Here is a 25,942-nt window from a genome sequence, read left to right as displayed (position 1 = left end):
GAATAGCAAATAAAATAATTTTAAATGCAAAAAAAAGTATGCATGAAGAATATTTTTTATTTAGGCATAAAAAAAGGCCGCATCCTTCGTGGAGCAGCCCTTCTCAATAAACAACATTAACCCAAAATACGAGTATGTAAAGATTAAATCTTTCCACCCTCTTACTTATTATGTAATTAAATTCGAATTTCTGGTAATTGCAAAAATATTATTGCGAAATAATCCAATTATGCCAAAAAATATTTATGCAAACGGTTGAAATAACTAATAATTGCTTATATAAAAAAAGAAAAAGGCCACCCCCCTAAAAGTAGCCCTTCTCAATAAACAACATTAACCCAAAATATTGCAACAAGTACTCACTTTTGTGTAAGTATTTCCCTTATTGCAACTACGCAAAATTAACATCTTGGATATATTTTTAAAAATTTATCAATAAAATTTGAAAGATATTAAAATATTTTTAATTTTGAGGAAGTTATTTACCCAAATACTAATCCAAAAGCTAGAAAATGAGTAAGAATTACGAAATTGACAATATTGATTTAAAGATTCTCAGCCTTCTGACTGAAGATGCTAAAATACCATATACAGAAATAGCAAAAAAGGTATATGTTTCAGGTGGTACGGTGCACGTTAGAATGAGAAAACTTGAGGAAATGGGTATTGTTAAAGGATCTACCCTGAGCATCGACTATTCAAAGCTAGGGTATGATATCACTGCCTTTCTGGGTATTTTTTTAGAAAAATCATCTCTCTATGAGGAAGTAGCATCTCGCTTAAAGGATATTCCTGAAATTGCCTCAATCCATTATACAACTGGTAACTACAGTATTTTTGTAAAACTATATTGTAAAGACACTAATCACCTTAGAGAAGTTCTTCACGATAAGATTCAAAAGGTAGATGGAATTGAAAGAACCGAAACGTTAATATCACTTGAAGAGAGTTTAAACCGACCTGTTCAAATCTTATCCAGATAATTATTTATAAATATTCTAAATAATGGTATCTTTACGCCGGAAAATCTCGTAATAGCTATAAAATACTACTGCGTTTAAACAAATAAACGGTTTATATGTTGTAGTTTTGCTATTAAGAATTAATTTAAATAAGAGAGTTCATGGCGAAAGATACCGAAATTCTTAATGAATTTACCAATTCCGAGTATAAGTACGGGTGGGAAACTAAAATAGAAGCAGACACTGCTCCTAAAGGCCTCAATGAGGATACCATTCGATTTATATCTGCTAAAAAGAACGAACCGGAGTGGTTACTTGAATGGCGATTAAAAGCTTATCGTCACTGGGTAACTATGAAAGAACCAACCTGGCCTAACGTCGAATATCCTAAAATCGACTACCAGGATATCATCTATTATTCCGCTCCAAAGCAAAAGAAGACTCCAAAAAGTCTTGATGAGGTGGATCCGGAACTTCTTGAAACTTTTAAAAGGCTTGGTATCTCACTAGAAGAACAAAAAAGACTTACTGGTGTAGCTGTTGATGCTGTAATGGACAGTGTTTCGGTAGCTACTACTTTTAAAGATAAATTAGGCGAACTGGGTATTATCTTCTGTTCTTTTTCAGAAGCTGTAAAAGAACATCCAGAATTAGTAAAAAAATACATCGGTTCTGTCGTTCCTCAAAATGACAATTATTTTGCTGCGCTAAACAGTGCTGTTTTCTCTGATGGATCATTCTGCTACATCCCTAAAGGTGTGAGATGTCCGATGGAGTTAAGTACTTACTTCCGTATCAATGCAGCTAACACCGGTCAGTTCGAAAGAACCCTGATCGTTGCTGAGGAAGGTTCTTACGTTTCTTACCTGGAAGGCTGTACTGCCCCAATGAGAGACGAGAACCAGCTTCACGCTGCAGTTGTTGAAATTTATGCAGAAAAAGATGCTGAAGTAAAATACTCTACTGTTCAAAACTGGTATCCAGGTGATAAAGAAGGTAAAGGTGGTATATACAACTTCGTAACAAAAAGAGGTATATGTGCCGGTGACCATTCTAAGATTAGCTGGACGCAGGTTGAGACCGGATCTGCAGTGACCTGGAAATATCCAAGCTGTATTCTTAAGGGTGACTATTCTCAGGGTGAATTCTACTCTGTAGCCGTTACCAATAACATGCAGCAAGCTGATACCGGTACTAAAATGATTCACCTTGGTAAAAACACCAAGTCAAGGATCGTTTCTAAAGGTGTATCTGCAGGAAAAAGTCAGAATTCATACCGTGGATTAGTGAAAATCAACAAGAGAGCTGAAAACGCAAGAAACTTCTCTCAGTGTGATTCTCTACTCATGGGAGATAAATGTGGAGCCCATACTTTTCCATATATAGAAAATAAGAATGCTTCGGCAATGGTAGAGCACGAGGCAACTACCTCAAAAATTGGTGAAGACCAGATTTTCTACTGCCAGCAAAGAGGTATTGATGAAGAAAGTGCTGTTGCTTTGATCGTAAACGGTTACTGCAAAGAAGTTCTTAATCAGTTACCAATGGAATTTGCTGTAGAAGCACAAAAATTACTTGCTCTTACTTTAGAAGGCAGTGTAGGTTAATCAATTAAACAACTTAAGAATACAATACATACAAAAATGTTAAAGATAGAAGATCTTAAAGCTTCAATTGAAGGAAAGGAAATACTAAAAGGAATAAACCTGGAAGTTAAAGCAGGCGAAGTACACGCTATTATGGGACCTAACGGTTCTGGTAAAAGTACTTTAGCCAGTGTTCTTGCAGGTCGTGATGAGTATGAAGTAACGGGTGGTTCTGTATCTTATCAGGGTGAAGACCTTTTGGATATGGATCCCGAAGAAAGAGCTCGTGAAGGTGTTTTCCTTGCATTTCAGTATCCGGTAGAAATTCCGGGAGTAAGTACAACGAACTTCCTTAAAACATCTATAAACCAAATCAGAGAACACAAAGGCCAGGATCCTCTTGATGCTGTTTCTTTCCTTTCAAGGGTTAAAGAAAAAATGAAATTGGTTGAAATGGACCAATCTCTATTGAGCAGAGCACTGAACGAAGGTTTCTCAGGAGGTGAAAAGAAAAGAAATGAAGTATTTCAAATGGCAATGTTAGAGCCTAAGTTGAAGATTCTTGATGAAACTGACTCAGGACTTGATATTGATGCCTTAAGAATTGTAGCCAACGGTGTTAATAAACTCAGAAATGAGGATAATGCCACTGTTGTAGTAACTCACTACCAGAGACTTTTAGAGTATATTGTTCCTGATTACGTTCACGTTCTTTACAACGGTAGAATTGTAAAATCAGGTACCAAAGATCTCGCTCTCGAGCTTGAAGAAAAAGGTTACGACTGGATCAAAGCTGAGGCTGCAGTATAATTTCCATTAATTGACAAAAAGAAATACTTCCATGCCAGAACTTTATAACAAAGAAGGGCTGAAGGCTCGATTTGATAACTGGGAAAAGCAACTTAATGGTGAAAAATCAAGTGATTTCCATTCATTCAGAAAGGAAAGCTTTGATTCATATCTCAAAGTTGGAACACCTTCCAGAAAACATGAAGAATATAAATATACCGGCCTTGATAAGGTAATCGAAAAAAACTTTACTGAAGACGACTGGAACCGCTCTACTGATGTTACAGAACAAGAAGTAAAGGAAAATGTAATCGATGACCTCGATGCTTATGACATTTTCTTTGTCAACGGTATTTTAAATAAAGAATTAAGTCACTGGGATGAACTTTCTAAAGAGATCAACCTGATGACTGTGAAAGAGGCTTTCGAAGCAAATGAAAAAGATTGCATCGAAAACTTCGGAAAACACGCAACTCCTGAATCTGATCCGTTTACGGCAATCAACGATGCGCTGACAGACGAAGGTATTTTCATCAACATCAAAAAAGGTCAGATCCTTACCAAGCCGGTGATGATCTATTACCTCAATTACACAGAAGAAGGCGGGGTGATCACTCATCCTCACAATTTGTTTGTATTTGGTGAAAATTCTCAGGGTGAGATCATAGAAAAATTTGATACAATTGGCGAAAACCACAGTTTATCAAATATTGTTTCTGAGATCGTTGTAAACAGAAGTGCTGTAGTTAAATACTATAAAATCCAGAGTGAGCACAACGGTAATGTTCACGTAGGTAACACGCAGGTTTGGCAGGACGAAAACAGTAATTTCACTTCTACTACCCTTTCTTTTGGTGGTATGATGGTTAGAAATAACCTGAATATTGCTCTTGATGCCAGCCATTGTGAGGCAAACATGTACGGTCTTTCTCTGCTAAAAGACAACCACCATGTGGATCACCATACTACCGTGGATCACAGAAAGCCACATGCAGATAGTAATGAGCTTTACAAAGGTGTATTTGATGATAAATCAACAGGTGTTTTCAACGGAAAGATTTTTGTAAGACAGGATGCTCAGAAAACAAATGCATTCCAGTCTAACAGAAATGTACTTCTTTCAGAAGACGCTACGATAAACACAAAGCCTCAGTTAGAGATCTGGGCAGACGACGTAAAGTGTTCTCACGGAGCGACAACAGGCCAGATAGATCCTGAGCAGCTTTTCTATCTTAGATCACGTGGAATGGACAAACAATCAGCCAGGGCACTACTGCTTTATGCATTTGCCATGGATATTGTTGAGCATATCGGGAATGAGCAGGTTAGAAATTATCTTGAAAACCTGATCTCAGAACGTTTACATAAAAACTTTTAATAAATGTCTGTAGACACAGCTTCAACACCGATTAATATCAAAGAAATTCGAGACCAATTTCCTGTTTTGGATCAGCTCGTCAACAATAAGCCTCTGGCCTATTTTGACAATGCAGCAACTACCCAAAAACCAAAGCAGGTAATTGATTCGCTGGATCATTATTATGGCCGCGATAACTCGAATATTCACAGGGGAATTCATACACTTGCTGAAAGGGCGACCTCAGCATTTGAGGATACCCGTGAGGCTGTTAGAAACTTTATCAACGCTCCTGAAAAAGAAGAGATTATCTTCACCAAGGGAACAACAGATAGCATTAACCTGCTGGCATCTTCTTATGGTCGTAAATACCTGAAGGAAGGTGACGAAGTGATCATCAGTGCAATGGAACATCATAGTAATATTGTTCCGTGGCAGCTGATCTGCGAAGAAAAAAGTGCAAAACTTCGTATAATCCCGGTTAATGATAAAGGAGAAATGGATTTTGAAGCATATAAATCCATGCTTTCTGATAAAGTAAAGATCGTTTCGGTCGTTTATGCATCAAATTCTCTTGGCACAATCAATCCTGTTAAGGAGATCATTGATGAAGCTCATAAATATGAAGCTATAGTGATGATCGATGGAGCCCAGGCGGCCTCTCACCTGCCTTTGGATGTACAGGCGCTAAATTGTGACTTTCTTGCTTTCTCCGGACATAAAATGTACGGTCCGACAGGAGTGGGTATCCTATACGGAAAAAGAGAGCTTTTAGAGGCGATGCCTCCCTACCAGGGTGGTGGTGAAATGATCAGTGAGGTAACTTTTGAAAAAAGTAGCTGGAACGACATTCCATATAAGTTTGAAGCAGGAACACCGAATATCGCAGATGTTGTAGCCCTAAAAGAAGCTATTGCATTTGTGGATAAAGTTGGTAAAGAAAATATCATCCGCCACGAAATGGAATTGCACGACTATGCAATGGAAAAGATTTCAAAATTTGAAAACATCAAATTTTATGGGACAGCAGCGGAAAAAGTAGGTGTTATATCATTTTTATTTGACAACATTCACCCCTTTGACATTGGGCAGATGCTTGATAGTGCTGGTGTAGCTGTTCGTACCGGACACCACTGTACTCAACCTCTAATGGATCTTTTTAACATTGAGGGAACAGTTAGGGCATCATTTGCCGTATATAATACTAAGGAAGAAGTGGATGCAATGATCGCCAGTCTTGAAAAGGTGGTGAAAATTTTTGGATAATCAATGACTATACAAGAAGCGCAAGACAAGATAATAGAAGAATTTAGTTTGTTGGACGGAGACATGGAAATGTCTAACGTATATCTAATGGAACTCGGGCAAAAACTCCCTGATTTTCCTGAAGACAAACGAGACGAAGAACATATAGTAAAAGGCTGCCAGTCAAAAGTTTGGCTAAATGCTAAACTTGAAGACGGAAAAGTCGTTTATGAAGCAGATAGTAACACAGCCATCACCAAAGGGCTTGTAAGTTTGCTAATACGAGTATTCTCAGAACAGAAGCCTGAGGATATCCTGAATGCCGATTTATACTTTGCAGAAAAGATAGGCATGAACAGATTTATCGGAACGCAGCGCTCGAATGGTTTTGGTGCAATGATCAAGCAAATGAAGCTTGATGCGATGGTACTTCAGAAAGTTTCAAATTAGATTATTATGGACGCCGAACAAAAAGAATTAAAAGATAAGGTAGTAGCAGCAATTAAGACTGTATTTGATCCGGAAATCCCGGTCGATGTTTACGAATTAGGACTGATCTATGAGATCAATTTCTTCCCGGTAAACAACGTACATGTATTAATGACGCTGACTTCTCCTTCCTGCCCTGCAGCGGAAGAGATTCCGGGAGATGTAGAAAAGGCAGTAAAACAAGTAGAAGGAATTAATGATGTTCAGGTTGAACTAACCTTCGATCCGCCATTTACTCAGGATATGATGAGTGAGGCAGCTAAATTAGAATTAGGATTTTTATAAAAACAGAAATATACTGATATGTATCCAGCAGAATTAGTAGCACCGATGCGTGCTGAATTAACAGATATAGGATTCAAAGAATTAAAAACAGTAGAGGACGTTGAGCAGCATTTTGCTGACAACAAAGGAACTACATTGGTAGTGGTTAACTCTGTATGTGGTTGTGCTGCGGGAGCGGCAAGACCTGGAGTGAGAATGGCGGTAGAAAATTCAGATGCAAAGCCTGACCACTTAACAACAGTATTTGCTGGTGTAGACGGCGAAGCTGTAAACAAAGTAAGAGAAATGACACTTCCATACCCTCCATCATCTCCGAGTATTGCTTTATTTAAAGATGGAGATTTGGTACACTTTGTAGAAAGACATCAAATCGAAGGTGCACCGGCAGAATTGATAGCCAGACACCTTGAAGGCGTATTCGAAGAATACTGCTAATTAGAAATATTTCAAGATAAAAAGCTGTTCTGATTTCAGGGCAGCTTTTTTTATTTGTGATATCTTTTGATACCTATCCTATAACTACCTACCTCCTATTACATCGTCATATCGAACTTTAATAAGCAGCATGAGTAAAGAAGGATTCGTTTTATATATCTGTATCATCTATGAAGCATAAAGTGAGATATCTGCCTGAAGGTAGCAGTGAAACTTGATTAATAACTTACCCCACTAGGCGCAAGAATTCTCTTATGCCGTCGTCGTTAAGCGAAACGATAGAATTAATATGAATTTACTGCCCGCACCGGAAATTAAATTCAACTATTTTATCTTTTCTGGATAGTGAAGACACATTCCAGGGCTAAACGTTTAGGTTGGAAAACTTTTTAAGGAACTAATAACGATTGGTCCAAGAGGAATCTTGAACCAGTATTAGTCGATAATAGCACAAGCACATGGTCAAGTAGGTAAAGGGAATCTCACCCTAAACCTCTCACAGAACCGTACGTGATAGTCTCCCATCATACGGCTCTTGTTATACAATTACATTGTTTTGTATCCTAATGTCCAATGGTAAAACAGATTTGGGAACCCTTTTCTTACCTCTATCAGCCATTCATATGCTCGCTTATATCTACCTCGAAAACGCTTATACTTGTTTACTATCCATTTTACCAGACGAAAGTGAAAATTGCGAATCACCGACTGTAGTTCCCACCGTTTGTACCTTCCATAATATTGAAAGATACCACGCATAATCGGATTGATTAGTCTAGCTATTTCTTGTATTGTAGCTCCTGTCCATCTGTGAAATTTCATCTCTTTCCACTTGGTTGAGATCCTTTTCTTTGATGTAATACTAATCCCACAATCATACCCCAGAAACATACCTCCTTTTTGAGAGGCTGTCGATCGGGGTTGAAAACTAAAGCCTAAGAAGTCAAACTTCTTCTTGTAATCTTTCTTCTCTCGTCTGTAATCCTGACAATAAACAATCTTCGTTTTAGCCTCGTTCAACCTGAGACCACATTGCTGTAATCTTTCTCTAATGGCTGTTAAGATACGTTGCGCTTCCTGCTCACTGTGACAATGGACAATCACATCATCCGCATAGCGCACAAAAGGCACTCCTGGATTTTTGATCTCCATCCATTTGTCAAATGTGTAGTGCAGATACAAATTGGCTAATAATGGGCTGATTTCTCCTCCTTGAGGTGTTCCTTTCCCTTTTCTTTCAATCTGATTACCTTTAGCATCCTCACTTGGAGCTTCCAGCCATCGCTTGAGATACATCAGTACCCATCGCTCCGATACATGTTTCTCCAATGCCTTTATCATTAATTTATGATCTACTTCATCAAAGAAACTCTTAATATCCATATCGATAACCCAAGCGTATTGGCGGACATTCTGTCTCACTTTTTCTACAGCTTGGTGGGCACTTTTTAAAGGGCGATATCCATGGGAGTTTTCATGGAATATCTCTTCAAACCTTGGTTCCAGATAGTCCTTCATAACTTGTTGGGCTATTCTATCACCTACTGTTGGAATTCCTAGTTTCCGTCTTTTCCCATTTGATTTAGGAATACTCACCGCTCGCACTGATGGTGGAAAATAGCTTCCTGAAGCCATTCGGTTCCAAAGTTTGTACAGGTTGTTTGACAGGTCTTGCTGGTATTCTTCCAGACTTACCTGATCAATGCCTGCTCTACCTCGGTTCGATTTAACCTTTCGGTAAGCTTTCCTGACCATCTGTTGAGTGATGGGTAATGATTTTGTTTCTAATTCATTAATCCTTCTCTGCATGAGTTGTTAATGTATTTAAAACTGTATAACTGAAGTCCTTTGCTCCATACCCATTACAGGTACTTCTTTACTACTACGACTTCATCCGACTTCCTTAGAAACTTTGCTATTCGCCTTGTGAGATCTTCACTTGTGCTTTCACTTTCTATTTTCTAAGGATCTCCCGAGTTCCATAATTGAGCCTGTATATAGTTCATGCCACCTTAATGACGACCGCCACCTAGCCAGTAATCAGGTAACCGCTAGATTTTGTCCAAGACCCTCGCAAGCCAGGTCAAGTTTTGACGATATATTCCACTTTCTCGACACGTCTTCGATGGTTCACACTGACGCTTCGGTCAGTATCTTTCGACTTTCGTTCATCTCCTATATACACACTTGATCTCTTAACAAGACCTTTTCCCTATTCCGCTCAACACCAGATAATTACTCATCCAGCACCGCAGGGTAGTTTGAAGGCTCCGCCTGAACAGCGCCTTCAGAGGACCTACCTCCATCTCAATTACAGCATGTGAAAGATCTTAATCCGAGCTTTCACTTCTCGGCACACCTTGCGCTAGTGAGGGAACAAACGGCTTACCAATTAATCTGTACAACAAATGGATTTGAAAACTTCACAAATTGGAGGCAACTAGCTTGTTATGCCGGGGTAGCGCCATTTGAATATTCTTCTGGATCAAGTATTAAAGGTAAAACCAGAGTCAGCCATTATGCAGATAAACAACTCAAATCGCTTTTAAACATGTGTGCATTGAGCAGTAAAAAGTATGACCCACAGATGAAAAATTATTTTGATAGAAAAATCAAAGAAGGTAAAAACAAAATGCTTGTCTTAAACAATATAAGATGTAAGCTTTTAAGCAGAGTATTTGCCGTTATTAATAGACAAACACCCTACATAAATACATATAAATTCGCTGCATAAATAATTAAGAAATTACTTTACTTTTATCATAGAATGCGCCAGGGGGTGGGGGGGGCATTCACTCATAGCCAAGAAAAAATTAAAGGACAATCTCACGAATGCCCTTAATCTTTCTGCTTAATTGTTAGCAAGGTATTCTTTCAACTTGGTGTACTTCTCCAAGTCTGCTTTTGCTTCGGCATTGCCCTTCTTGGCTTCTCCCTCAAAATAATCCAGTATCATTTTTACATATTCTTCATAGCCTGGATTACCCGCCAGTTTCATTATGACCATGCGCCTACCGATCACCTCTTGACCAATAAACTTATGCAGGTCAACAATTGGGATCTGTTGGATTTTGGCATCCACTTCCTTTAAAGTAGGGTAGTCAATGAAAAATGGAAGAATGTATTGATCTAAATACTCTTTCATTATTTCCACATCCCTTTTGAGTTCTTCCTCATTAACAACGCCTGTCAATGGAGGTGGCAAACGATTATCCATCCCTCCATCATAGTAGTCAAATGGAAAAATGGTAGCTTTATCCATTTCATCAAATTGATCAAAACATTCAGACAAAACCTTTTCTACCCGATGAAACCGTCTTGATGCAGATGGTCTGGCTAAATGATATTTTGAAAGGTGTTTTTCATCATAATGATCTTTGATAGTAAAATATATAAAGTCTTTCGTCTCACTTGTTTCTTTCTCAATCCACAGACCATAGTTCTCATCTCTCACTATCCAATTAACAGGAGATAGATGCCCAATGAATTCTTGAGTTACAACGCTTTTAACCTCATTTAATCCAAATGTCCCCATTATTTTAATAAAGATTCTAAGTCCCGCTGGCGCGCGTTGTGAAGCAAAACTCCCGCTGGCGCGCATAGCGAAGCAATACGCGTGACTATAATAACGGCTAAATAGTTGGTTCTGGAAAATTATATCAGATAGAGATTATATCAAAATAATTGATGCAATTGATATGATTAGTGTACAGCACGCGTTTTGCTGAAAAAGCAACGAGCGCCAGGGGGGAATTCAACTACAGGAAGGCCAGTAATAATATGACTTTGTTATCAAAACAAAATTGAAACTATGATTTTAAATTAAATGTAAGTTTTAAAAAAATTTTACTTAAACATGGAATTATTTATTTATCATCAATTGCATTAAATTGGTCACTTACTTCAATTACTACCGGGTATCCGTCCACTTCTTCAGGCAATTTGCTTTTTATCTTCTCATCTGAAATGAATACTGTAATACATTGCTTCCCTCCTTTGTTTCCTTCTGCCACTCCTTCTACACCCTCATACTCATCCATCCACTTTGTTGCTTTATTGATCGCGGTCTTTATATCTTCCATAATTAAATAATTTTTTAAATAGGCCAGAACATTAAGAATGCTCTGGCCTATATAATTTACATAATAAGAGATTATTTTTCAGTAAGTCTTACTTTTAATAAGGACTGAACATATAGAATATTGTTAACAATTGTCCTTGTACTTGAACCTGCAAATAACAATCCTACTGCGTTTTCATCTCTGTCCAGGATTAAACTACCGGAGTCACCGGGAGCACTCATACGGGTGGTCACAATTTGCCGGCAAAATCTTGCAACACGACCTCTGCCATAATTTACATTAACAGTGGCATTGATATTGGTGATTTTACCTGTGGTGAATCCGGTGGTTCGACCGGTTTTTTGTACAATCTCCCCTATTTTAGGTGCGTCATACAGCTTTTTAACTGTTCCCTGCCAATATATCTCCCTATCCAGATCCTGGAAGTTACCTTCGCCAATCGCTGCATCTACATAGTTGCACGGCTTTCTGTCGCCATTGATCCATTTAATAGGAACATACCTGGTTAGGCGGGCTATCATATCCTTTGGATAAGTCCCCCCATCTATTCGTCCCGGCTGTAAAATCGGATCTCCAATACGACAGTCATTGGAATTTGCAATGACGTGATTATTACTTAAAATGTAATACTTACTTGGAATACCCGGGAATGGGGTCAGGTCGTAGCAGCATGTGCCAATGGTACCAGCAGTTACTCTATAATGACCACAACTGTAGCCTCCCTCAGCAGGCCGTACCCTGCGTTTTAAATTTGATGAAGCTCCTGCCTGCACAATATAATCTGCCATGGGCTCATGATCTACATGGGTTTCAGTTTCTACATCAACTTCCACACCTGTCTCAGGATCGATGAATCCTGCAAAAATATCTCCAACTTCCACTACATCAGTTTGAATTCCTTCATACTCCTTTTCAATCATCTGATCGGATGACAGCAGATTTTCTGGAAGTTTCTGGTTTACAAATAAGGTCATTACATCTTCTTTTTTCTCTAAACCATTTTTGATCTTATGACCGATCGCAACGCCAACAACATTGTCTTTTTCTAATAGCTCAGGTTCCATTTGGGCCTGAACTTCATAAATTTTGTCTAGTGACTTTCCATTTGATTTAGCCATGATAAGTTTTGATTAATATAGCATACTTGGTGCCTGCTGAAGCCAAATTTTGCTATTGATTAATGAAAGAATTAAAAAGAGGTGAGTATGCAGACTCTGTTAATTGATAATATTCAAATTTTAGGTATTAAATGGAACTTGCCTGTTCTACAAGCATAGAAAACTGCCATAGATTATCGACAGTAATGAAAGCTTCGAAATAGTTGATAAGAGGTGATAAGCAATTATAGGAAGTGGATAAGGTAAAGTCAATACCCAAGGATGGGTATTTAGAGTTATCACACTATCACAAACTGTCTCCTGGTTAATGTAGCCAAGTAATATTTAAGTCTATAAAAGCCCATTATTTTACTAAGTCATGTTAAAATACTTAAGATAATGGTTTCAAAAATTTTAGATTATTTCAACCTATATTACCTCAACACGATTTTAGGAAGCAGGTTTTCATGCTTCAATTTTCCATCTTTAGAGGTGACATATAGATAATAGCCGGCCAGGTCATCTTCTGCGTTCAAGTCGATTTTTAACTCGACAAATTTTAAATCTTGATTTTCAACTTTGAGCTTATATCTGAGTGATTTGATAATTTGTGTTTGTTCCCCGCCAAACAGCTTATATGATTTGACATTCCCGAGCATCATATTTATTAGAAAATAAGACTCTCCAAAAGCACTACCGCTATTTCTAATTCCCTGGTAAATCTTTGGAGTGATATACTCTTTTTCTATCAAATAATGAGCTCCTTCATCTGATCTTATAGATTTTAAAATATCCTGAACAATATGAGAGCCATATGAACGAGTACTTTCATCAATTTGCTCCAAAGGCAGTTTGACAGGCCCATTATTCATGCAAGCTGTAAATAAAACAAGCGATAAGCCTATAATGGATAAAAAATTAAATCCCTCTTTAAATCTGAATGCTAGTTTCATAAAAAATAAATCCTAAATGAAAAAATAAAGCTCCAAAATAATCCCTTATTACTCTCAAGACAAGAAAAGTAATAATTATATAATTTTGGCTAAATGTATTTAGTTACAAAAACTTAATTTTCAGTCAATAGCATTAACCAATTAGTCAATAATAATTTAAACAATTATATAAAAATAGCTTTAAGCCTATTTATGATAGGTTTAAATAAAACATACAGTCAAAATTAAACATAATTAATAAAAAAATTAATTTAAATAATTGACCGTATGATTAATTAGTTGCTTTTAATCTGTAATCAGAATAAATTTAATCAACTGAAAAATCTATGATTAAAAATCAACGTCGGGATCCGGGCACAGGCGATAAAGTTCAATACAGAGCTGGAAGAACTATTAATAAGGATGGCAGCTTTAATGTTAAGCGCAAAGGAAGAACTTATATCCTTGTCAGCACTTTTGAGTGGCTGATAAATATCAGATGGTCTTTATTTTTTCTCGTCCTGATTCTAGGATATGTATTTACCAATTTGATTTTTGCTATTATCTACTATAAAATAGGAGTTGAAAATATAGGTGGAATAGATACTTTATCTACCAATAATCCTTTTTTCATTGCTTATTTTTTCAGTTTTCAGACCTTCACGACTGTAGGATACGGGGCTTTACATCCGTTGGGATTGACTACTAACATTATTGCCAGTTTTGAAGCATTCCTGGGCTTCATGATGTTTGCAATCGCTACTGGTTTACTTTATAGTCGTTTTTCCAGACCTAAAGCAAAGATTTTATTTAGCGATCATGCCTTGCTGGTTGATAAAAAGGATAAAAAGATGCTTCAATTCAGGATAGGTAATATTAAAAGCAACACCTTAATGGAAGCTGAAATTGAGGTAATCATGCAGAAAAAAGAGATAGGTCCCGGAGGACCTGTATACAATTTCTATAATCTTAAACTTGAACGGAATTATATTTTATTTTTCCCTTTGAACTGGACAATAGTGCATGAAATTGATGAGAAAAGTCCACTATACGGATTTAACGAGAGCAACAAGGAAGATTTCAATTTTGAATTAATGATCCACTTTAAAGCCTTCGATGATACATTTAGCGAACATGTACATCAGCGATATTCGTATACCTCAAATGAAATAGCGTTTGGTTGCAAGTTTGTACCGGCTTATCATTCAGACCGCCATGGCCATACAGTCTTTGACCTTAATAAAATTAGCGAATACGAAAAAGTTGATTAAAAAGAGAACCTTTCTTTAAAATCAAGTAATTCATCCTTCAAAGATCTCTCATTGGTATAGTCAATCTGTGATCTCAATGCGGAATCCTGCGATACTCTCAGTTCTCTTAATTTGAGATGTTGATTTATAAATAAATATTCAAGCTCAGGATATATTTCTTTCATTACATCCACGAGGTCTAATACTGATAAATTTCTATCAACTACATTGTAAGTTCCTTTTTCTACCTCATTAAAGGCAATTTCTTTTAGTACTTTAGTCAATAGATCAATATGAATAAAGGCTCTTCCCTGCTTTCCATTTCCATGAATTGTTATTCTGCCGTTACAGTTCGCCTCAAACATGAAACGGTTAATAACGGCATCAAATCGCATTGATTTATTATATCCATATACATTTCCACAACGAAGAATATATGTGTCCATCTTATCAACCAGTCTTTGGACATGCTCCTCTCCTCTCATTTTGGAAATTCCGTAAAAAGTCCGTGGATTGGGTTCAGTCCCTTCTGTTACTTCCTCCTTGGAGGATCCATAAACCGAAGTACTCCCGGCATAAATCAGTTTTTTAACTTTACTTTCTTCCAGGGCATAAACCAGTTCTGCAGTTCCCCAATGATTAACCTGTTCGAAAAAATGCGGATCTGAATTAGCAAATGGAGTTGTTACTTTAGCTGCCAGGTGATAAACCACATCTACACCATCTAAAGCTTGTTTTAGTGATCTCGAATCCAGAAGATCTCCTTCAATAAAAGTGAGTTTTTCTTTATTGCTATAGGTATGACCCAGGAAAAAATTATAATTCTGCTTTGAAAGGTTATCAAACACGATAACTTCTTCTACATCATTTCTTTCAAGTAAAGTTGAAGTCAGTGCGGTACCAATGTATCCTGTACCTCCAGTGATTAATATTCGCATGTTGTTGTGGTAAATAGAGTTTATTTTTTAACTAAATCAGTGTGAAGGCCACACTCAACTTTTTTCATACCAAACCATCTTGATTCCCTTTCGTGCATTTCAGGGTCTGGTTTCCTGGTACAAGGCTCGCAACCAATACTGCTATAGCCTTTTGCATCAAGTGGATGCCTTGGAAGGTTGTGTTCTTTGATGTATGCAAAAATATCGCGCATTGTCCAGTCCAGCATAGGGTGAAAACGAATTGCTCCGTTAGGTGCTGGCTGTTCAACTGTCATTGCTTTTCTAACGGCAGATTGATCACCTCGAACACCATTAATCCAGACGTCATACTCCATTAAAAGCGGTTCCATTGGTTGAACTTTGTTTAAATAGCAACAATGATCCGGATCGCTTGTAAAAAGAAGTCTTCCATTTGCGTCTTTTTGCATCATTTTGGGAGTTGTTGATTTGATATCGATCACGTTCAAACCAAATTCCTTCGCCACCTGGTCTCTAAAAGTCAGTGTTTCAGGAAAGTGATATCCAGTATTAATAAAGTAAATCGGAATAGAATTATCTATTCGACTGATCATATGAAGCATCACCAAACTGTGAGTTTGAAAACTGGACGAAGTAAACACTTTCTTGCCCTGGTGATGATATAACTCGATTTTGGATTTAAATTCTTCGAATGTCAAAATTTCCTCCCATTGATTTTAAGTTCACAAATATACGATTTCACCACCAAATCAATAATTTGTTATCATAATTATTACGAAAAGCCTGATTTATTGATAATTAGCTTACAAAACACCAAAACTGTTAACAGAAATGATTCTATAACCAGTCTGCTTTCAGCTTTTCAACAGCAATCATTCCACTTAACGCAACGCCCGGTATACCTTGTCCGGGATAGGTAGAATCACCACACTGATAAGCTTTATCACCATCAATTCTCGCATCGATCATTTGCCAGGGCTTGATAGAATAATATTGTGGATAACCACCAACAAATCCAAAAGCTCTATTGGTCCATTTTTCCCAACTAAATTGAGTGGAGCTATGAAGGTAATCAACGGAATCTCTTTTTATAAGGTTTCTTTGATCGAGTTCTTTTAAGACCCTTTCTACGACATCTTCTTTTTCAAATCTGGTGTTTCCGGGATTGCGAATATGCATACTGATATTTGCCACACTGTGGCCTTCAGGTGCCCTGAATTTATCTTTAGGATGATTTACAGAAAGAAAAAATGATTCTGCATCAAGTTCCTGAATTTTATTATCAAGCAGAATCTGGTGATGTATAGCCTCTGAATTTAATCTTCCTTTAAACCCAATCCCCATCTGGAAAGCACTATAAAGCTTTTCCGATGGCATTATTTTAGAGGTGTTAGATCTTCTAATCTCAAAATCACATAGTTGTACAGTATTATTAACAGGAATACCTGAAATAAGATATTTGGAAGTAAACTCTCCTTTCTTGGTTTTTAAAGAATAACCTCCATTTTCTTTGCTGATATTTTCCACTGGATTTCTCAGCATAAGGTCTACTCCCATCTCTTCAAGATAATCGATAATAGGCTGAATTAATCCCATTAAGCCTCCATCAGCATAGTAATTTGAATAATTTGTGTAGCATAAGGCTGCTGCTCCAAAAGGCTTATTTACCTCTTCGGCAAAATTCTGTGCTGAGATTAAAAGCTGTTCATTGATAAATTGTTTGAAGTGCTTTAGATCATTTAACTTATAATTATCTATTTCCTGCTGTACAGTTTTAAATACTTCTGGCACTAATTTTAACTGTCCGGGTTTAAAATTCTTAACCAGACTAATAAGATCCTTTGCTTTTGAAGGAGGAAATTGGGTTTGCTGACCGCTTACCTTCCAGACTCTTTTACTAACCTGGTGCATTTCTTTCCAAAACTTTCTCAGCTCAGCATCACCACCCCAGTAGGTCTCTGCTTCTTTGATCCAACTATTAATGTCATTATACCGGGTAAGAACTTTTTTATCAGGCATGTGAACCTGCATTGGTGGATCGAGCTTTCTAAGATGAAAATCAATCCCAGTGCGATCAGAAAAGATTTTCATCGGCATTCCATCATCAAAGCCAACAATGGTGGTAGCCCCACTATCAAAAGTATATCCTTTTCGCCAATAGGAACTTGTACAGCCTCCGGGGAGGTAATTCTGTTCAAAAATACTTACTTTTACGCCTTCAGTAGCCAGTAAAGCTGCTGAAACCAGAGATGATAAACCGCTTCCCACGATGGCAACGTCAGTATTCTTCATTTTTTGTTTAATAATTTTAAGTCAATAATTAAACAAAATTTTTAGAATGAGGTTTAATAAAATGTTAGAAATATGAAAATAGCTGTATATAGAAAGGAACACTTTAATGCTGCACACCGTTTATATAATCGGAATTGGAGTGACGAGAAGAACGATAAAGTATTTGGTAAGTGCAATAATCCTAATTTTCACGGGCACAATTACGAATTAATCGTAAAGCTCGTGGGTGAACCTGATCCGGAAACGGGTTACGTTTACGACATGAAGGAGTTAAGTAATATTATAAAAGATAAAATTTTAAAACGTTATGATCACAAAAACCTCAATCTCGATGTCGACGACTTTCGGGATGTTAACCCAACAGCAGAAAACATTGCTGTGGTTATTTGGAATATTTTAAGAAAAGAAATTGATAAGAAACTTGATTTAACAGTCAGATTATATGAAACACCGAGAAACTTCGTTGAATACCCGTGTTGACGAGAAAATAGAAAAAAGGATAGATGATTTAGGTGATGAGCATGTAGGAACATCACTTGAAACCCCGATGAGAGCAGATGCTTTCGACAAGGATGATGAACTCAAGATCGAACTGATCGAGAAACATTTCAAAGAAATTATGACCATCTTAGGTCTGGACCTGAGCGATGACAGCTTACAAGGAACTCCAAGGAGAGTAGCTAAAATGTATGTTAAAGAAATTTTTAGCGGACTAAATCCAGAGAATAAACCTGACATTACACTTTTTGAGAATAAGTTCAGGTATCACGAAATGCTGGTTGAAAAAAATATCACATTTCACTCAAATTGCGAACACCATTTCGTACCTATCTACGGACATGCACATGTAGCATATATATCTAATGGAAACATCATAGGTCTTTCCAAATTAAATCGCATAGTCCAATATTATGCTAAGAGACCTCAGGTACAGGAAAGAATGACTGTTCAAATCGCTAATGAATTAAAAGAAGTTTTAAAAACTGAGGATGTTGCAGTGGTTATTGATGCTGACCACATGTGTATTTCTTCAAGAGGTGTGAATGACACCAATTCCTCAACCGTTACCACTCATTATAGCGGTAAATTCTTAAATGAGGATAAAAAGAAAGAGTTTTTAAATCATATCTATAAAGATAGCACAAGATAAATATACATTGATAATTGTTAAGCTGCCTTTTGAAGGCAGCTTTTTTTATGCCTATTCATTTTAATTATTGCCACTTACAGCAAACAGAGAAAACAAAATTTTATTTTCTATTCTCCGCTCATCTTATATATTTGTGAATCTTTAAACTTTTTAACTAATCCAACTAAGACAATATGAGTAATATAATTTACGTGGTGCCGGCACTTGGTTTGGTTGGCCTTTTGGTCATGTACATGAAAGCAGCTTGGGTAAGCAAGCAGGATGCCGGAGAGGATAAGATGCAGAAATTGGCGGGTTATATCGCTGAAGGAGCAATGGCTTTTCTTAAAGCCGAATGGAAAGTATTAGCGATTTTTGCGGTGATTGTCGGAGCCCTCCTGGCTTATTCCGGAAGTCTTGTTGAAAATTCTGACTGGGTGATTGCAGTTGCTTTCCTCATTGGAGCTTTTTTCTCTGCATTAGCTGGTTTTATTGGAATGCGAATTGCTACCAAAGCAAACGTAAGAACGACTGAAGCTGCTAAAACCTCACTCAAGAAAGCCTTAAACGTTTCTTTTACAGGCGGTACAGTAATGGGACTTGGTGTTGCCGGACTGGCGATCCTTGGTCTAGGTAGTTTATTTATCGTCTTTTATAATTATTATGTCCTTTCTACCGGTGCCAGTGCAAATGGCATCGAGATGGAAACTGCACTTGAAGTTCTTGCTGGTTTTTCACTGGGAGCTGAAAGTATCGCCCTATTTGCTCGTGTAGGTGGTGGTATCTACACAAAAGCAGCAGATGTTGGAGCTGACCTTGTAGGTAAGGTAGAAGCCGGAATCCCGGAAGATGATCCTCGTAACCCTGCGACTATCGCTGATAACGTGGGAGACAACGTAGGTGATGTAGCCGGTATGGGTGCAGACTTATTCGGATCGTATGTAGCAACAATATTGGCTACAATGGTTCTTGGCAGAGAAATTCAATCTGATGATGCTGTTGGTGGTATCGCCCCTATCCTACTTCCAATGATCATTGGTGGTGTTGGTATTGTTTTTTCTATTATTGGCGCTCAAATGGTTCGAATTAAAGGAGAAAACAGTAGTGTTCAAAATGCACTTAATCTTGGTAACTGGGCATCGATTATCTTAACCGTTGCAGCTTCTTATTTTATCATCGACTGGTTATTACCAGATGGTGAGTTAGTTTTAATGCGTGAAGGATCTGCAGGTTTTACTAAAATGGGCATTTTCTATGCTGTAGTAACCGGATTGGTCGTTGGAGCATTAATGAGTATAGTTACCGAATACTATACTTCAATGGGCAAAAAGCCTGTAAATTCGATAATTAAACAATCTTCTACCGGACATGCAACTAATGTGATCGGTGGATTATCTGTTGGTATGGAATCTACTTTTATTCCAATCATCATCCTTGCATGTGGTATTTACGCTTCATATTCTTTTGCGGGTCTGTACGGAGTAGGTATTGCTGCTGCAGGAATGATGGCGACAACGGCGATGCAGCTGGCTATAGATGCGTTCGGTCCGATCGCTGATAACGCAGGTGGTATTGCAGAAATGAGCGGTCTTCCAGAGGAAGTGCGTGGTAGAACGGATATCCTTGATGCAGTAGGTAACACAACTGCTGCTACAGGTAAAGGATTCGCTATTGCTTCTGCAGCACTTACAGCACTTGCTTTATTTGCTGCTTATGTAGGAATTGCAGGTATCAGTTCAATAGATATTTATAAAGCAGATGTACTTTCAGGTTTATTTATTGGAGGTATGATTCCATTTATATTCTCTTCTCTTGCCATTGCTGCTGTTGGTAGAGCCGCTATGGATATGGTAAATGAGGTAAGAAGGCAGTTTAAAGAAATGCCTGGTATAATGGAATACAAACAGGAGCCTGAGTATGACAAATGTGTTGAAATATCAACAAGAGCTTCAATCAGAGAAATGATTCTTCCTGGAGCTATTGCACTCTTAACTCCAATCATAGTCGGATTGTCATTTGGTCCGGAAGTACTTGGTGGGGTACTTGCAGGTACGACTGTAAGTGGTGTCCTTATGGGTATTTTCCAAAACAACGCAGGTGGAGCATGGGACAATGCTAAAAAGTCATTTGAAAAGGGTGTTGAGATTGATGGGGAAATGGAATACAAAGGCTCTGAAGCTCACAAAGCATCAGTTACTGGTGATACAGTGGGTGATCCATTTAAAGATACTTCAGGACCTTCTATGAATATTCTCATAAAGCTGATGTCAATTGTTGCATTAGTTATTGCTCCTTATATATCTGTTAATGATCATCATACTTCTCATGTAGATAAAAAGATTGAGAAGGTAGAGATAAAAATTAAAGAAAATAAACAAGCAGAAAAATAAACTTAAAAACTCCGGTTCCGACCGGAGTTTTTTTATTTTCATTTACATCAATTCTTTAATTTGAAATTATTTAAACTATTTTAGTCATTAATTCGTTCTTGTAATCGATTAATCAACTTTTAAAAATATGCGAAATTTTTTATTGATTTTACTGCTGGTTTTCGGATACCAAACAGTATCAGCTCAAATAACCGGGAAATGGAAAACTATTGATGATGAAACCGGTGAACCTAAATCCATTGTTTCTATCTATGAAAAAAATGGTGAGATTTATGGAAAGGTTGTCGAAATATTAAATGAAGATCGTAAAAATGCTAAATGTGAAGAGTGCGATGAAGACGATCCAAGATATATGAAACCTGTACAGGGAATGGAAATCATCAAAGGATTAGAAAAAAATGATGATGGAGAGTATGAAGACGGAACAATTCTTGACCCTGAAAACGGAAGTGTTTACAGATGTAAGATTTGGAGGGAAGGTAAAACTCTAAAAGTAAGAGGTTATCTCGCCTTTCTTTTCAGGACTCAGACATGGTATCCAGTCAATTAAGAAAACACAAACCGGCAGATGCCGGTTTTTTTTATTTCAGTATTTTTATAATTTATTTTTTATAAGACGTTCTAATTAAAATAGAAGAATTAAATTTTTCTTTACCAGGTACTATCCAACCCATATTATTAACAGTTAAAGTGCGTGGTTTTTACCATATTTGCATTGAATTACGATTTTATAAGCCTGAGCCGTATAAAATTCAACAAAATTGTAACACCCATCTATGAAAATAGGTTTTAGAATTAAAAACAGAGTTTTTTCATCCGCTTTGGTAATGACAATCCTGATCAGTGGATTTTCATTTTCCACAGTATCTTGTAAATCAAATGATTCAGGATCGACTATATACGTGGTAAAACCAAAAACAAGGAAAAAACTATATGACTCAAAAAGGCATAAAAGAAAAAAGAGGACTAAGCGGGTCAAAATGATTAATTAATTATGATTGTGGAAGAGGTTTTAGCAAAGGGAAAACAGTTGTGCAGCGAGGAAAAATTTGAAGAGGCTATATTTCATTTTAACCAGATCCTGGAAGAAAATGATAAAAATCTCGATGCTCTTTATAACAGGGCAAAAGCATACTCGAAGCTTAACATGTTTGAAAAATCAATTTCTGATTTTGATAAGCTTGTGGATCAAACTAACAGTCCATCCATGATTAGTGAAAGAGCTTTAGCTTATTTTCTTAATAAAAACCAGGAAGCTGCAATTAAGGACCTTAACCTTGCAGCAGAGTTAGATCCTGAAAATCCTTACCGTTATTCTTCCAGGGCTTTCATAAAAGACCGACTTGGTGATTTGGAAGGCGCCATACAAGATTACACTAAAGCAATTGAATTAGACCCTGAAGATGCGATTGCTTACAACAATAGAGGATTAGTTGAGGAAAAACTAGGAAGAAAAGAAGCTGCTCAAATTTCATTTAAGCGGGCTGATTCTATAGCTGATGGGAAACCTGAAGAACAAAATTCAAACTCTGAAAATGTTTCTCCTGAAATACCTGAGCCTAAAACTGAAATAAAAACAAGTCAATCAAAGAATAGTAAAAAGTTAAGTTTTACTCAACTCTTAAAAACTACTCGTAACATTATATCTGATAAAAAAGAAAGAGCTGATTTCTTTGATTTCATCAAGTCCTTAACTAAAAAGTAGGTTCTTCTTTAGGACTTTGAGAAAATGGAATATTTAATTTAAAAATAGTCCCCTTTCCTGGTTCACTATGTAAATTTATAGTTCCATTTAACTTATCTACTGCATTTTTTAATAGGTATAACCCTAACCCGGAACCTGAACTATTCTCAGTAGCTCGGTAAAACATGTTATAGATATTTTTTTGATGCTCAACATCGATACCTATACCATTATCTTCCACCATTAAATTAAGACTACCACCATCTATTTTTGCATTTATACCAACAAATGAGCTTTCTTTACTATTATCCGAATATTTAAATGCGTTTTCAATTAGATTCTGAAGGATTGTTCTGATTAATAATTTATCTGAGTAAATAACCAGTTCTTCTTCAACATCTAACATGATATCAAGTTCCGAATTTGATGATTTATCCGAATAAGTTTCAATAAAATCATTGATTTCAGAATTAAGGTCTATCTTAGACTTTTCAGCTTCCTTATCTTTTATCTTTGTAAGATTCAATAAATCATTTAGCAGATCATTTAATCTGGTAATCTGGGCATTATACCTTTCAAAATATTCCAGAGATTTTTCATCTGTCACATCGTATTTCACCAATGTATATAATCCGATAAGAGATGAAATAGGCCCTTTTAAATCATGGCTGGCTTTATATACAAAAGTATCCAATTCGTGATTTTTATATCTCAGCTCCTCTTCAATCTTTTTCTGCATTGATATATCCCTGATAACGGTAGAATAACAATCAAGCTGATCATCCTTGCCATAGTGAGCCATCAATAGTTGAGAAACAGGAAATTCTGTTCCATCATATTTAACTTCAATATTTTCACCCATCCAGAAGCCATCCCTCTCAAGTAAATTCCAAAGTTCAGGATCACGGCTAATTGATTTTTGAGGCTGATACTTTTCAATGGATTGTCCCTTAAGTTCATCTTCTGATTCAATTCCATAGAAAATTTTCCCTGCCTTATTCATATATTGAATAGTCTTATCCTTATTTATAAGGCAGATTATATCAGAAGAACTTTCGATTATTTTGGTAAGCCTATCCTTTTCTTCCTGAGTCTTTTTTATTGGGGTTATATCCTGAATATTTCCATACATCTTGATCAGGTTACCATCGTCATCATGCACAACTTTAGTCGAGATATATAGATGGGCAATATCCCCATTAGGTTTAATTATTCTATATTCAATGTTATCTATTTTATCTCCTGGCCTGGCATTAACAGTTTTCTCCTGCGTCTCCCTGAAATATTGAAAATCTTCAGGATGAATAAGACTGATATATTCCTCAATTGGCCAATGAGCGCTGCTGAGTCCAATAATATTTTGTGATATTTTACTTCCTGAAAAATATCCCGGATTATTTACTATATCTATTTCCCAGGTTCCAAGCTGCGCCAGATCAAGTGCGTCCTGTAGATTTCTTCTACTACTTATAAGTTCCTGGGTCCTTATTTCAATCAAAGATTCCAGGTTTTCCCTGTAATCTCTTAACTCATCTTCAGCTTCTTTGAGTCTGGTTATGTCCTGGGCAGTTCCAAAACAATAAACCGCTTTTCCATTAGAACTTAACTTCATTCTGAAGCTAGCTGAAATAGTAAAAACCTTATTATTTACATTAACCTTAAATTCGAAAAACTTCAGTGAATGTGGCTCATTAGAATTGAAGGATTCATTAAAAGTTCTTAATAACCTTCTTTTATCAGAATCCACAACAAAGCTAAACAATTCCTTTAGAGTGAAGCTGTAGACATCATCATCAACCTCAATACCGATATTTGAAAGAAAATGCTTTTGGACCTGACCTTTACCAGTTACAAGATTTAAATCCCAGTTGGTTAAATTGGCAGTTTTCATTGCATCCCAGAGTTTTTCATTGGAAACTCTCAAATCTTGTTTAGCCTTTTTTAATTCGGTTATATCATAACTGGTACCATAAATAACAATTGTATTTCCCAGACTATTTTTGCGAATTCTCAAATTGGTCATGAAAGTTCTGATCTCCTGTCCTACTACAATTTGGTAATTTAATGTAGCCTTGAAGCTCTCATCTTTTGCGGAGATACAATCCTTTACTGCCTGGATTATTTTTTCATGATATTCTTCCAGGATGAATTGATTTAAAAAATCCTTAAAGTGATAATCCCTGGTTGTGTTCTCCTGTAGAAAATTATTTACAGTGATTTTATTCAGTTTCACATCAATTTCCCAGGTAGATAGTTTTGCCATACGAAATGCATCAGCAAGTACCTCATGACTTCTACTCACTTGCTCCTGGGTATCTTTCAACTCGGTTATATCCCTGGCGGTAGCTACAACCGAAGATATTTCATCTCCTATAGCAAACTCAGGAACCATATATAAATCTATGAATACACCAGTCGGTAATCTCAATTCCACTCGTTGCTTACTTTTATGAATAAAAACAGAAGAAACGTGAAAAGACAAAAGATCAATTATCTCATTATTAAAGCCTATATCAAAAATAGATTTACCAATAAGATTATCAGCTTTTAAATGCAGGAGATCATAAATATTTTCACTGACATAAAGAAATTTATATTCTTTATCAAATCTTATGATCGTATCAGGAGAACACTCCGCAAGGCTTTTATAATTAATCTTGTTCTGTGGATCGAATTTTTTATAAAATGAAATATCCTTAAACGATATAAAAAAAGAATTATCATCATTTTTTATAATCGTAATTTCATACCAGCTATTTTTATGTAAATATTCAAAAGAAGAACTTCCTTCCAGACTGGATTTTTTAAGATAATCCTGAAATAATGAGGCCAACCCTATCCCTATTGGTTGTTGACTATAAAGATTGGAATGGATAAAGGAATCAAGAGAAACCGGAAGGTAAATAGTTTCAAATAAAGATCTTGCTGTCTTATTTAAACTGACCACATTATTGTCCCGCACTATCAGAGCTACATCTCTGAAATTCTCAAAAAATCCTTCACTTAGCATACTCTCAAAAA

Annotated in this window: 24 protein-coding genes; 15 read left to right on the top strand and 9 right to left on the bottom strand. The window is 36.6% G+C overall.

Annotated elements, in window-relative coordinates; all coding sequences use genetic code 11:
• The first annotated feature begins 512 nt into the window (after window positions 1–512).
• The 8 genes from DCC35_RS09875 (at window position 513) to DCC35_RS09840 (ending at window position 7,148) form a co-directional block, all read left to right on the top strand.
• Window positions 513–983, top strand: coding sequence for an Lrp/AsnC ligand binding domain-containing protein (locus tag DCC35_RS09875; RefSeq protein WP_137090634.1), 471 nt, complete (start codon window positions 513–515; stop codon window positions 981–983).
• Between the two features lie 140 nt (window positions 984–1,123).
• Window positions 1,124–2,569: a Fe-S cluster assembly protein SufB gene (gene sufB, locus DCC35_RS09870; protein ID WP_137090633.1), complete on the top strand. Its 1,446-nt coding sequence runs from the start codon at window positions 1,124–1,126 to the stop codon at window positions 2,567–2,569.
• 36 nt (window positions 2,570–2,605) lie between these two features.
• The gene (sufC, locus tag DCC35_RS09865; protein ID WP_137090632.1) at window positions 2,606–3,358 is read left to right on the top strand and encodes a Fe-S cluster assembly ATPase SufC; all 753 of its coding nucleotides are present in this window, start codon (window positions 2,606–2,608) and stop codon (window positions 3,356–3,358) included.
• Between the two features lie 31 nt (window positions 3,359–3,389).
• Window positions 3,390–4,715, top strand: coding sequence for a Fe-S cluster assembly protein SufD (gene sufD, locus DCC35_RS09860; protein ID WP_137090631.1), 1,326 nt, complete (start codon window positions 3,390–3,392; stop codon window positions 4,713–4,715).
• A gap of 3 nt (window positions 4,716–4,718) precedes the next feature.
• A complete protein-coding gene (locus DCC35_RS09855; protein WP_137090630.1) occupies window positions 4,719–5,960 on the top strand; it encodes an aminotransferase class V-fold PLP-dependent enzyme in 1,242 nt (413 codons plus the stop codon).
• Window positions 5,961–5,963: 3 nt separating this feature from the next.
• Window positions 5,964–6,389: a SufE family protein gene (locus DCC35_RS09850; RefSeq protein WP_137090629.1), complete on the top strand. Its 426-nt coding sequence runs from the start codon at window positions 5,964–5,966 to the stop codon at window positions 6,387–6,389.
• Between the two features lie 6 nt (window positions 6,390–6,395).
• Entirely contained in the window at window positions 6,396–6,713 is a 318-nt protein-coding gene (locus DCC35_RS09845) for an SUF system Fe-S cluster assembly protein (protein WP_137090628.1), read from the top strand.
• An 18-nt stretch (window positions 6,714–6,731) separates the two neighbouring features.
• Entirely contained in the window at window positions 6,732–7,148 is a 417-nt protein-coding gene (locus DCC35_RS09840) for a BrxA/BrxB family bacilliredoxin (protein WP_137090627.1), read from the top strand.
• 546 nt (window positions 7,149–7,694) lie between these two features.
• On the opposite strand, the gene ltrA is transcribed toward DCC35_RS09840, so the two are convergent.
• Window positions 7,695–8,957: a group II intron reverse transcriptase/maturase gene (gene ltrA, locus DCC35_RS09835; RefSeq protein ID WP_217495942.1), complete on the bottom strand. Its 1,263-nt coding sequence runs from the start codon at window positions 8,955–8,957 to the stop codon at window positions 7,695–7,697.
• A gap of 511 nt (window positions 8,958–9,468) precedes the next feature.
• On the opposite strand from ltrA, the gene DCC35_RS09830 reads away from it, so the two are divergent.
• Complete coding sequence (locus tag DCC35_RS09830; protein WP_137090626.1) at window positions 9,469–9,882, top strand: transposase; 414 nt, start codon at window positions 9,469–9,471, stop codon at window positions 9,880–9,882.
• 117 nt (window positions 9,883–9,999) lie between these two features.
• Here DCC35_RS09830 and DCC35_RS09825 read toward each other — a convergent pair whose 3' ends face one another.
• From DCC35_RS09825 to DCC35_RS09810, 4 genes are all read right to left on the bottom strand, one after another.
• The gene (locus tag DCC35_RS09825) at window positions 10,000–10,683 is read right to left on the bottom strand and encodes a hypothetical protein (protein ID WP_137090625.1); all 684 of its coding nucleotides are present in this window, start codon (window positions 10,681–10,683) and stop codon (window positions 10,000–10,002) included.
• A gap of 331 nt (window positions 10,684–11,014) precedes the next feature.
• On the bottom strand, window positions 11,015–11,230 hold the full coding sequence (locus tag DCC35_RS09820; RefSeq protein WP_137090624.1) for a hypothetical protein: 216 nt from the start codon (window positions 11,228–11,230) through the stop codon (window positions 11,015–11,017).
• A 71-nt stretch (window positions 11,231–11,301) separates the two neighbouring features.
• A complete protein-coding gene (locus tag DCC35_RS09815; protein WP_137090623.1) occupies window positions 11,302–12,348 on the bottom strand; it encodes a serine protease in 1,047 nt (348 codons plus the stop codon).
• A 413-nt stretch (window positions 12,349–12,761) separates the two neighbouring features.
• Window positions 12,762–13,280, bottom strand: a complete 519-nt coding sequence (locus DCC35_RS09810) for a hypothetical protein (protein ID WP_137090622.1) — start codon at window positions 13,278–13,280, stop codon at window positions 12,762–12,764.
• Window positions 13,281–13,606: 326 nt separating this feature from the next.
• On the opposite strand from DCC35_RS09810, the gene DCC35_RS09805 reads away from it, so the two are divergent.
• Window positions 13,607–14,530 (top strand): ion channel, encoded by a 924-nt coding sequence (locus DCC35_RS09805; protein ID WP_137090621.1) that lies wholly within the window; start codon window positions 13,607–13,609, stop codon window positions 14,528–14,530.
• On the opposite strand, the gene DCC35_RS09800 is transcribed toward DCC35_RS09805, so the two are convergent.
• The 3 genes from DCC35_RS09800 to DCC35_RS09790 all read right to left on the bottom strand — a co-directional run bounded on the left by DCC35_RS09800 (window position 14,527) and on the right by DCC35_RS09790 (window position 17,718).
• Complete coding sequence (locus DCC35_RS09800) at window positions 14,527–15,447, bottom strand: NAD-dependent epimerase/dehydratase family protein (protein WP_137090620.1); 921 nt, start codon at window positions 15,445–15,447, stop codon at window positions 14,527–14,529. The genes DCC35_RS09805 and DCC35_RS09800 overlap by 4 nt on opposite strands.
• Window positions 15,448–15,467: 20 nt before the next feature.
• Window positions 15,468–16,124: a phosphoadenylyl-sulfate reductase gene (locus tag DCC35_RS09795; protein ID WP_137090619.1), complete on the bottom strand. Its 657-nt coding sequence runs from the start codon at window positions 16,122–16,124 to the stop codon at window positions 15,468–15,470.
• 139 nt (window positions 16,125–16,263) lie between these two features.
• Window positions 16,264–17,718, bottom strand: a complete 1,455-nt coding sequence (locus tag DCC35_RS09790; RefSeq protein WP_137090618.1) for a phytoene desaturase family protein — start codon at window positions 17,716–17,718, stop codon at window positions 16,264–16,266.
• Between the two features lie 72 nt (window positions 17,719–17,790).
• Between DCC35_RS09790 and DCC35_RS09785 the strand changes: the two genes are divergently transcribed.
• The 5 genes from DCC35_RS09785 to DCC35_RS09765 all read left to right on the top strand — a co-directional run bounded on the left by DCC35_RS09785 (window position 17,791) and on the right by DCC35_RS09765 (window position 22,942).
• Entirely contained in the window at window positions 17,791–18,198 is a 408-nt protein-coding gene (locus DCC35_RS09785) for a 6-pyruvoyl trahydropterin synthase family protein (protein ID WP_137090617.1), read from the top strand.
• A complete protein-coding gene (gene folE, locus DCC35_RS09780; protein ID WP_137090616.1) occupies window positions 18,161–18,868 on the top strand; it encodes a GTP cyclohydrolase I FolE in 708 nt (235 codons plus the stop codon). The genes DCC35_RS09785 and folE overlap by 38 nt, the downstream gene beginning before the upstream one ends.
• Window positions 18,869–19,041: 173 nt before the next feature.
• Window positions 19,042–21,237, top strand: a complete 2,196-nt coding sequence (locus DCC35_RS09775) for a sodium-translocating pyrophosphatase (protein WP_137090615.1) — start codon at window positions 19,042–19,044, stop codon at window positions 21,235–21,237.
• Between the two features lie 127 nt (window positions 21,238–21,364).
• Window positions 21,365–21,787: a DUF2147 domain-containing protein gene (locus DCC35_RS09770; RefSeq protein WP_137090614.1), complete on the top strand. Its 423-nt coding sequence runs from the start codon at window positions 21,365–21,367 to the stop codon at window positions 21,785–21,787.
• A gap of 444 nt (window positions 21,788–22,231) precedes the next feature.
• Window positions 22,232–22,942, top strand: coding sequence for a tetratricopeptide repeat protein (locus DCC35_RS09765; RefSeq protein WP_137090613.1), 711 nt, complete (start codon window positions 22,232–22,234; stop codon window positions 22,940–22,942).
• On the opposite strand, the gene DCC35_RS09760 is transcribed toward DCC35_RS09765, so the two are convergent.
• Window positions 22,932–25,931: a PAS domain S-box protein gene (locus DCC35_RS09760; RefSeq protein ID WP_137090612.1), complete on the bottom strand. Its 3,000-nt coding sequence runs from the start codon at window positions 25,929–25,931 to the stop codon at window positions 22,932–22,934. The two genes, DCC35_RS09765 and DCC35_RS09760, sit on opposite strands and share 11 nt — an antisense overlap.
• Between the last annotated feature and the right edge of the window lie 11 nt (window positions 25,932–25,942).

The organism is Mangrovivirga cuniculi, assembly GCF_005166025.1.
In the GTDB taxonomy this organism is placed as follows: Bacteria; Bacteroidota; Bacteroidia; order Cytophagales; family Cyclobacteriaceae; genus Mangrovivirga; species Mangrovivirga cuniculi.
This window is presented reverse-complemented; position numbering and strand designations above follow the sequence as displayed.

What these genes read in the sequence shown, in the direction of transcription:
- DCC35_RS09875 (WP_137090634.1), top strand. Translation starts at nt 513, where the DNA reads ATGAGTAAGAATTACGAAATTGACAATATTGATTTAAAGATTCTCAGC.
- sufB (WP_137090633.1), top strand. Translation starts at nt 1,124, where the DNA reads ATGGCGAAAGATACCGAAATTCTTAATGAATTTACCAATTCCGAGTAT.
- sufC (WP_137090632.1), top strand. Translation starts at nt 2,606, where the DNA reads ATGTTAAAGATAGAAGATCTTAAAGCTTCAATTGAAGGAAAGGAAATA.
- sufD (WP_137090631.1), top strand. Translation starts at nt 3,390, where the DNA reads ATGCCAGAACTTTATAACAAAGAAGGGCTGAAGGCTCGATTTGATAAC.
- DCC35_RS09855 (WP_137090630.1), top strand. Translation starts at nt 4,719, where the DNA reads ATGTCTGTAGACACAGCTTCAACACCGATTAATATCAAAGAAATTCGA.
- DCC35_RS09850 (WP_137090629.1), top strand. Translation starts at nt 5,964, where the DNA reads ATGACTATACAAGAAGCGCAAGACAAGATAATAGAAGAATTTAGTTTG.
- DCC35_RS09845 (WP_137090628.1), top strand. Translation starts at nt 6,396, where the DNA reads ATGGACGCCGAACAAAAAGAATTAAAAGATAAGGTAGTAGCAGCAATT.
- DCC35_RS09840 (WP_137090627.1), top strand. Translation starts at nt 6,732, where the DNA reads ATGTATCCAGCAGAATTAGTAGCACCGATGCGTGCTGAATTAACAGAT.
- ltrA (WP_217495942.1), bottom strand. Translation starts at nt 8,957, where the DNA reads ATGCAGAGAAGGATTAATGAATTAGAAACAAAATCATTACCCATCACT.
- DCC35_RS09825 (WP_137090625.1), bottom strand. Translation starts at nt 10,683, where the DNA reads ATGGGGACATTTGGATTAAATGAGGTTAAAAGCGTTGTAACTCAAGAA.
- DCC35_RS09820 (WP_137090624.1), bottom strand. Translation starts at nt 11,230, where the DNA reads ATGGAAGATATAAAGACCGCGATCAATAAAGCAACAAAGTGGATGGAT.
- DCC35_RS09815 (WP_137090623.1), bottom strand. Translation starts at nt 12,348, where the DNA reads ATGGCTAAATCAAATGGAAAGTCACTAGACAAAATTTATGAAGTTCAG.
- DCC35_RS09810 (WP_137090622.1), bottom strand. Translation starts at nt 13,280, where the DNA reads ATGAAACTAGCATTCAGATTTAAAGAGGGATTTAATTTTTTATCCATT.
- DCC35_RS09805 (WP_137090621.1), top strand. Translation starts at nt 13,607, where the DNA reads ATGATTAAAAATCAACGTCGGGATCCGGGCACAGGCGATAAAGTTCAA.
- DCC35_RS09800 (WP_137090620.1), bottom strand. Translation starts at nt 15,447, where the DNA reads ATGCGAATATTAATCACTGGAGGTACAGGATACATTGGTACCGCACTG.
- DCC35_RS09790 (WP_137090618.1), bottom strand. Translation starts at nt 17,718, where the DNA reads ATGAAGAATACTGACGTTGCCATCGTGGGAAGCGGTTTATCATCTCTG.
- DCC35_RS09785 (WP_137090617.1), top strand. Translation starts at nt 17,791, where the DNA reads ATGAAAATAGCTGTATATAGAAAGGAACACTTTAATGCTGCACACCGT.
- folE (WP_137090616.1), top strand. Translation starts at nt 18,161, where the DNA reads ATGAAACACCGAGAAACTTCGTTGAATACCCGTGTTGACGAGAAAATA.
- DCC35_RS09775 (WP_137090615.1), top strand. Translation starts at nt 19,042, where the DNA reads ATGAGTAATATAATTTACGTGGTGCCGGCACTTGGTTTGGTTGGCCTT.
- DCC35_RS09770 (WP_137090614.1), top strand. Translation starts at nt 21,365, where the DNA reads ATGCGAAATTTTTTATTGATTTTACTGCTGGTTTTCGGATACCAAACA.
- DCC35_RS09765 (WP_137090613.1), top strand. Translation starts at nt 22,232, where the DNA reads ATGATTGTGGAAGAGGTTTTAGCAAAGGGAAAACAGTTGTGCAGCGAG.
- DCC35_RS09760 (WP_137090612.1), bottom strand. Translation starts at nt 25,931, where the DNA reads ATGCTAAGTGAAGGATTTTTTGAGAATTTCAGAGATGTAGCTCTGATA.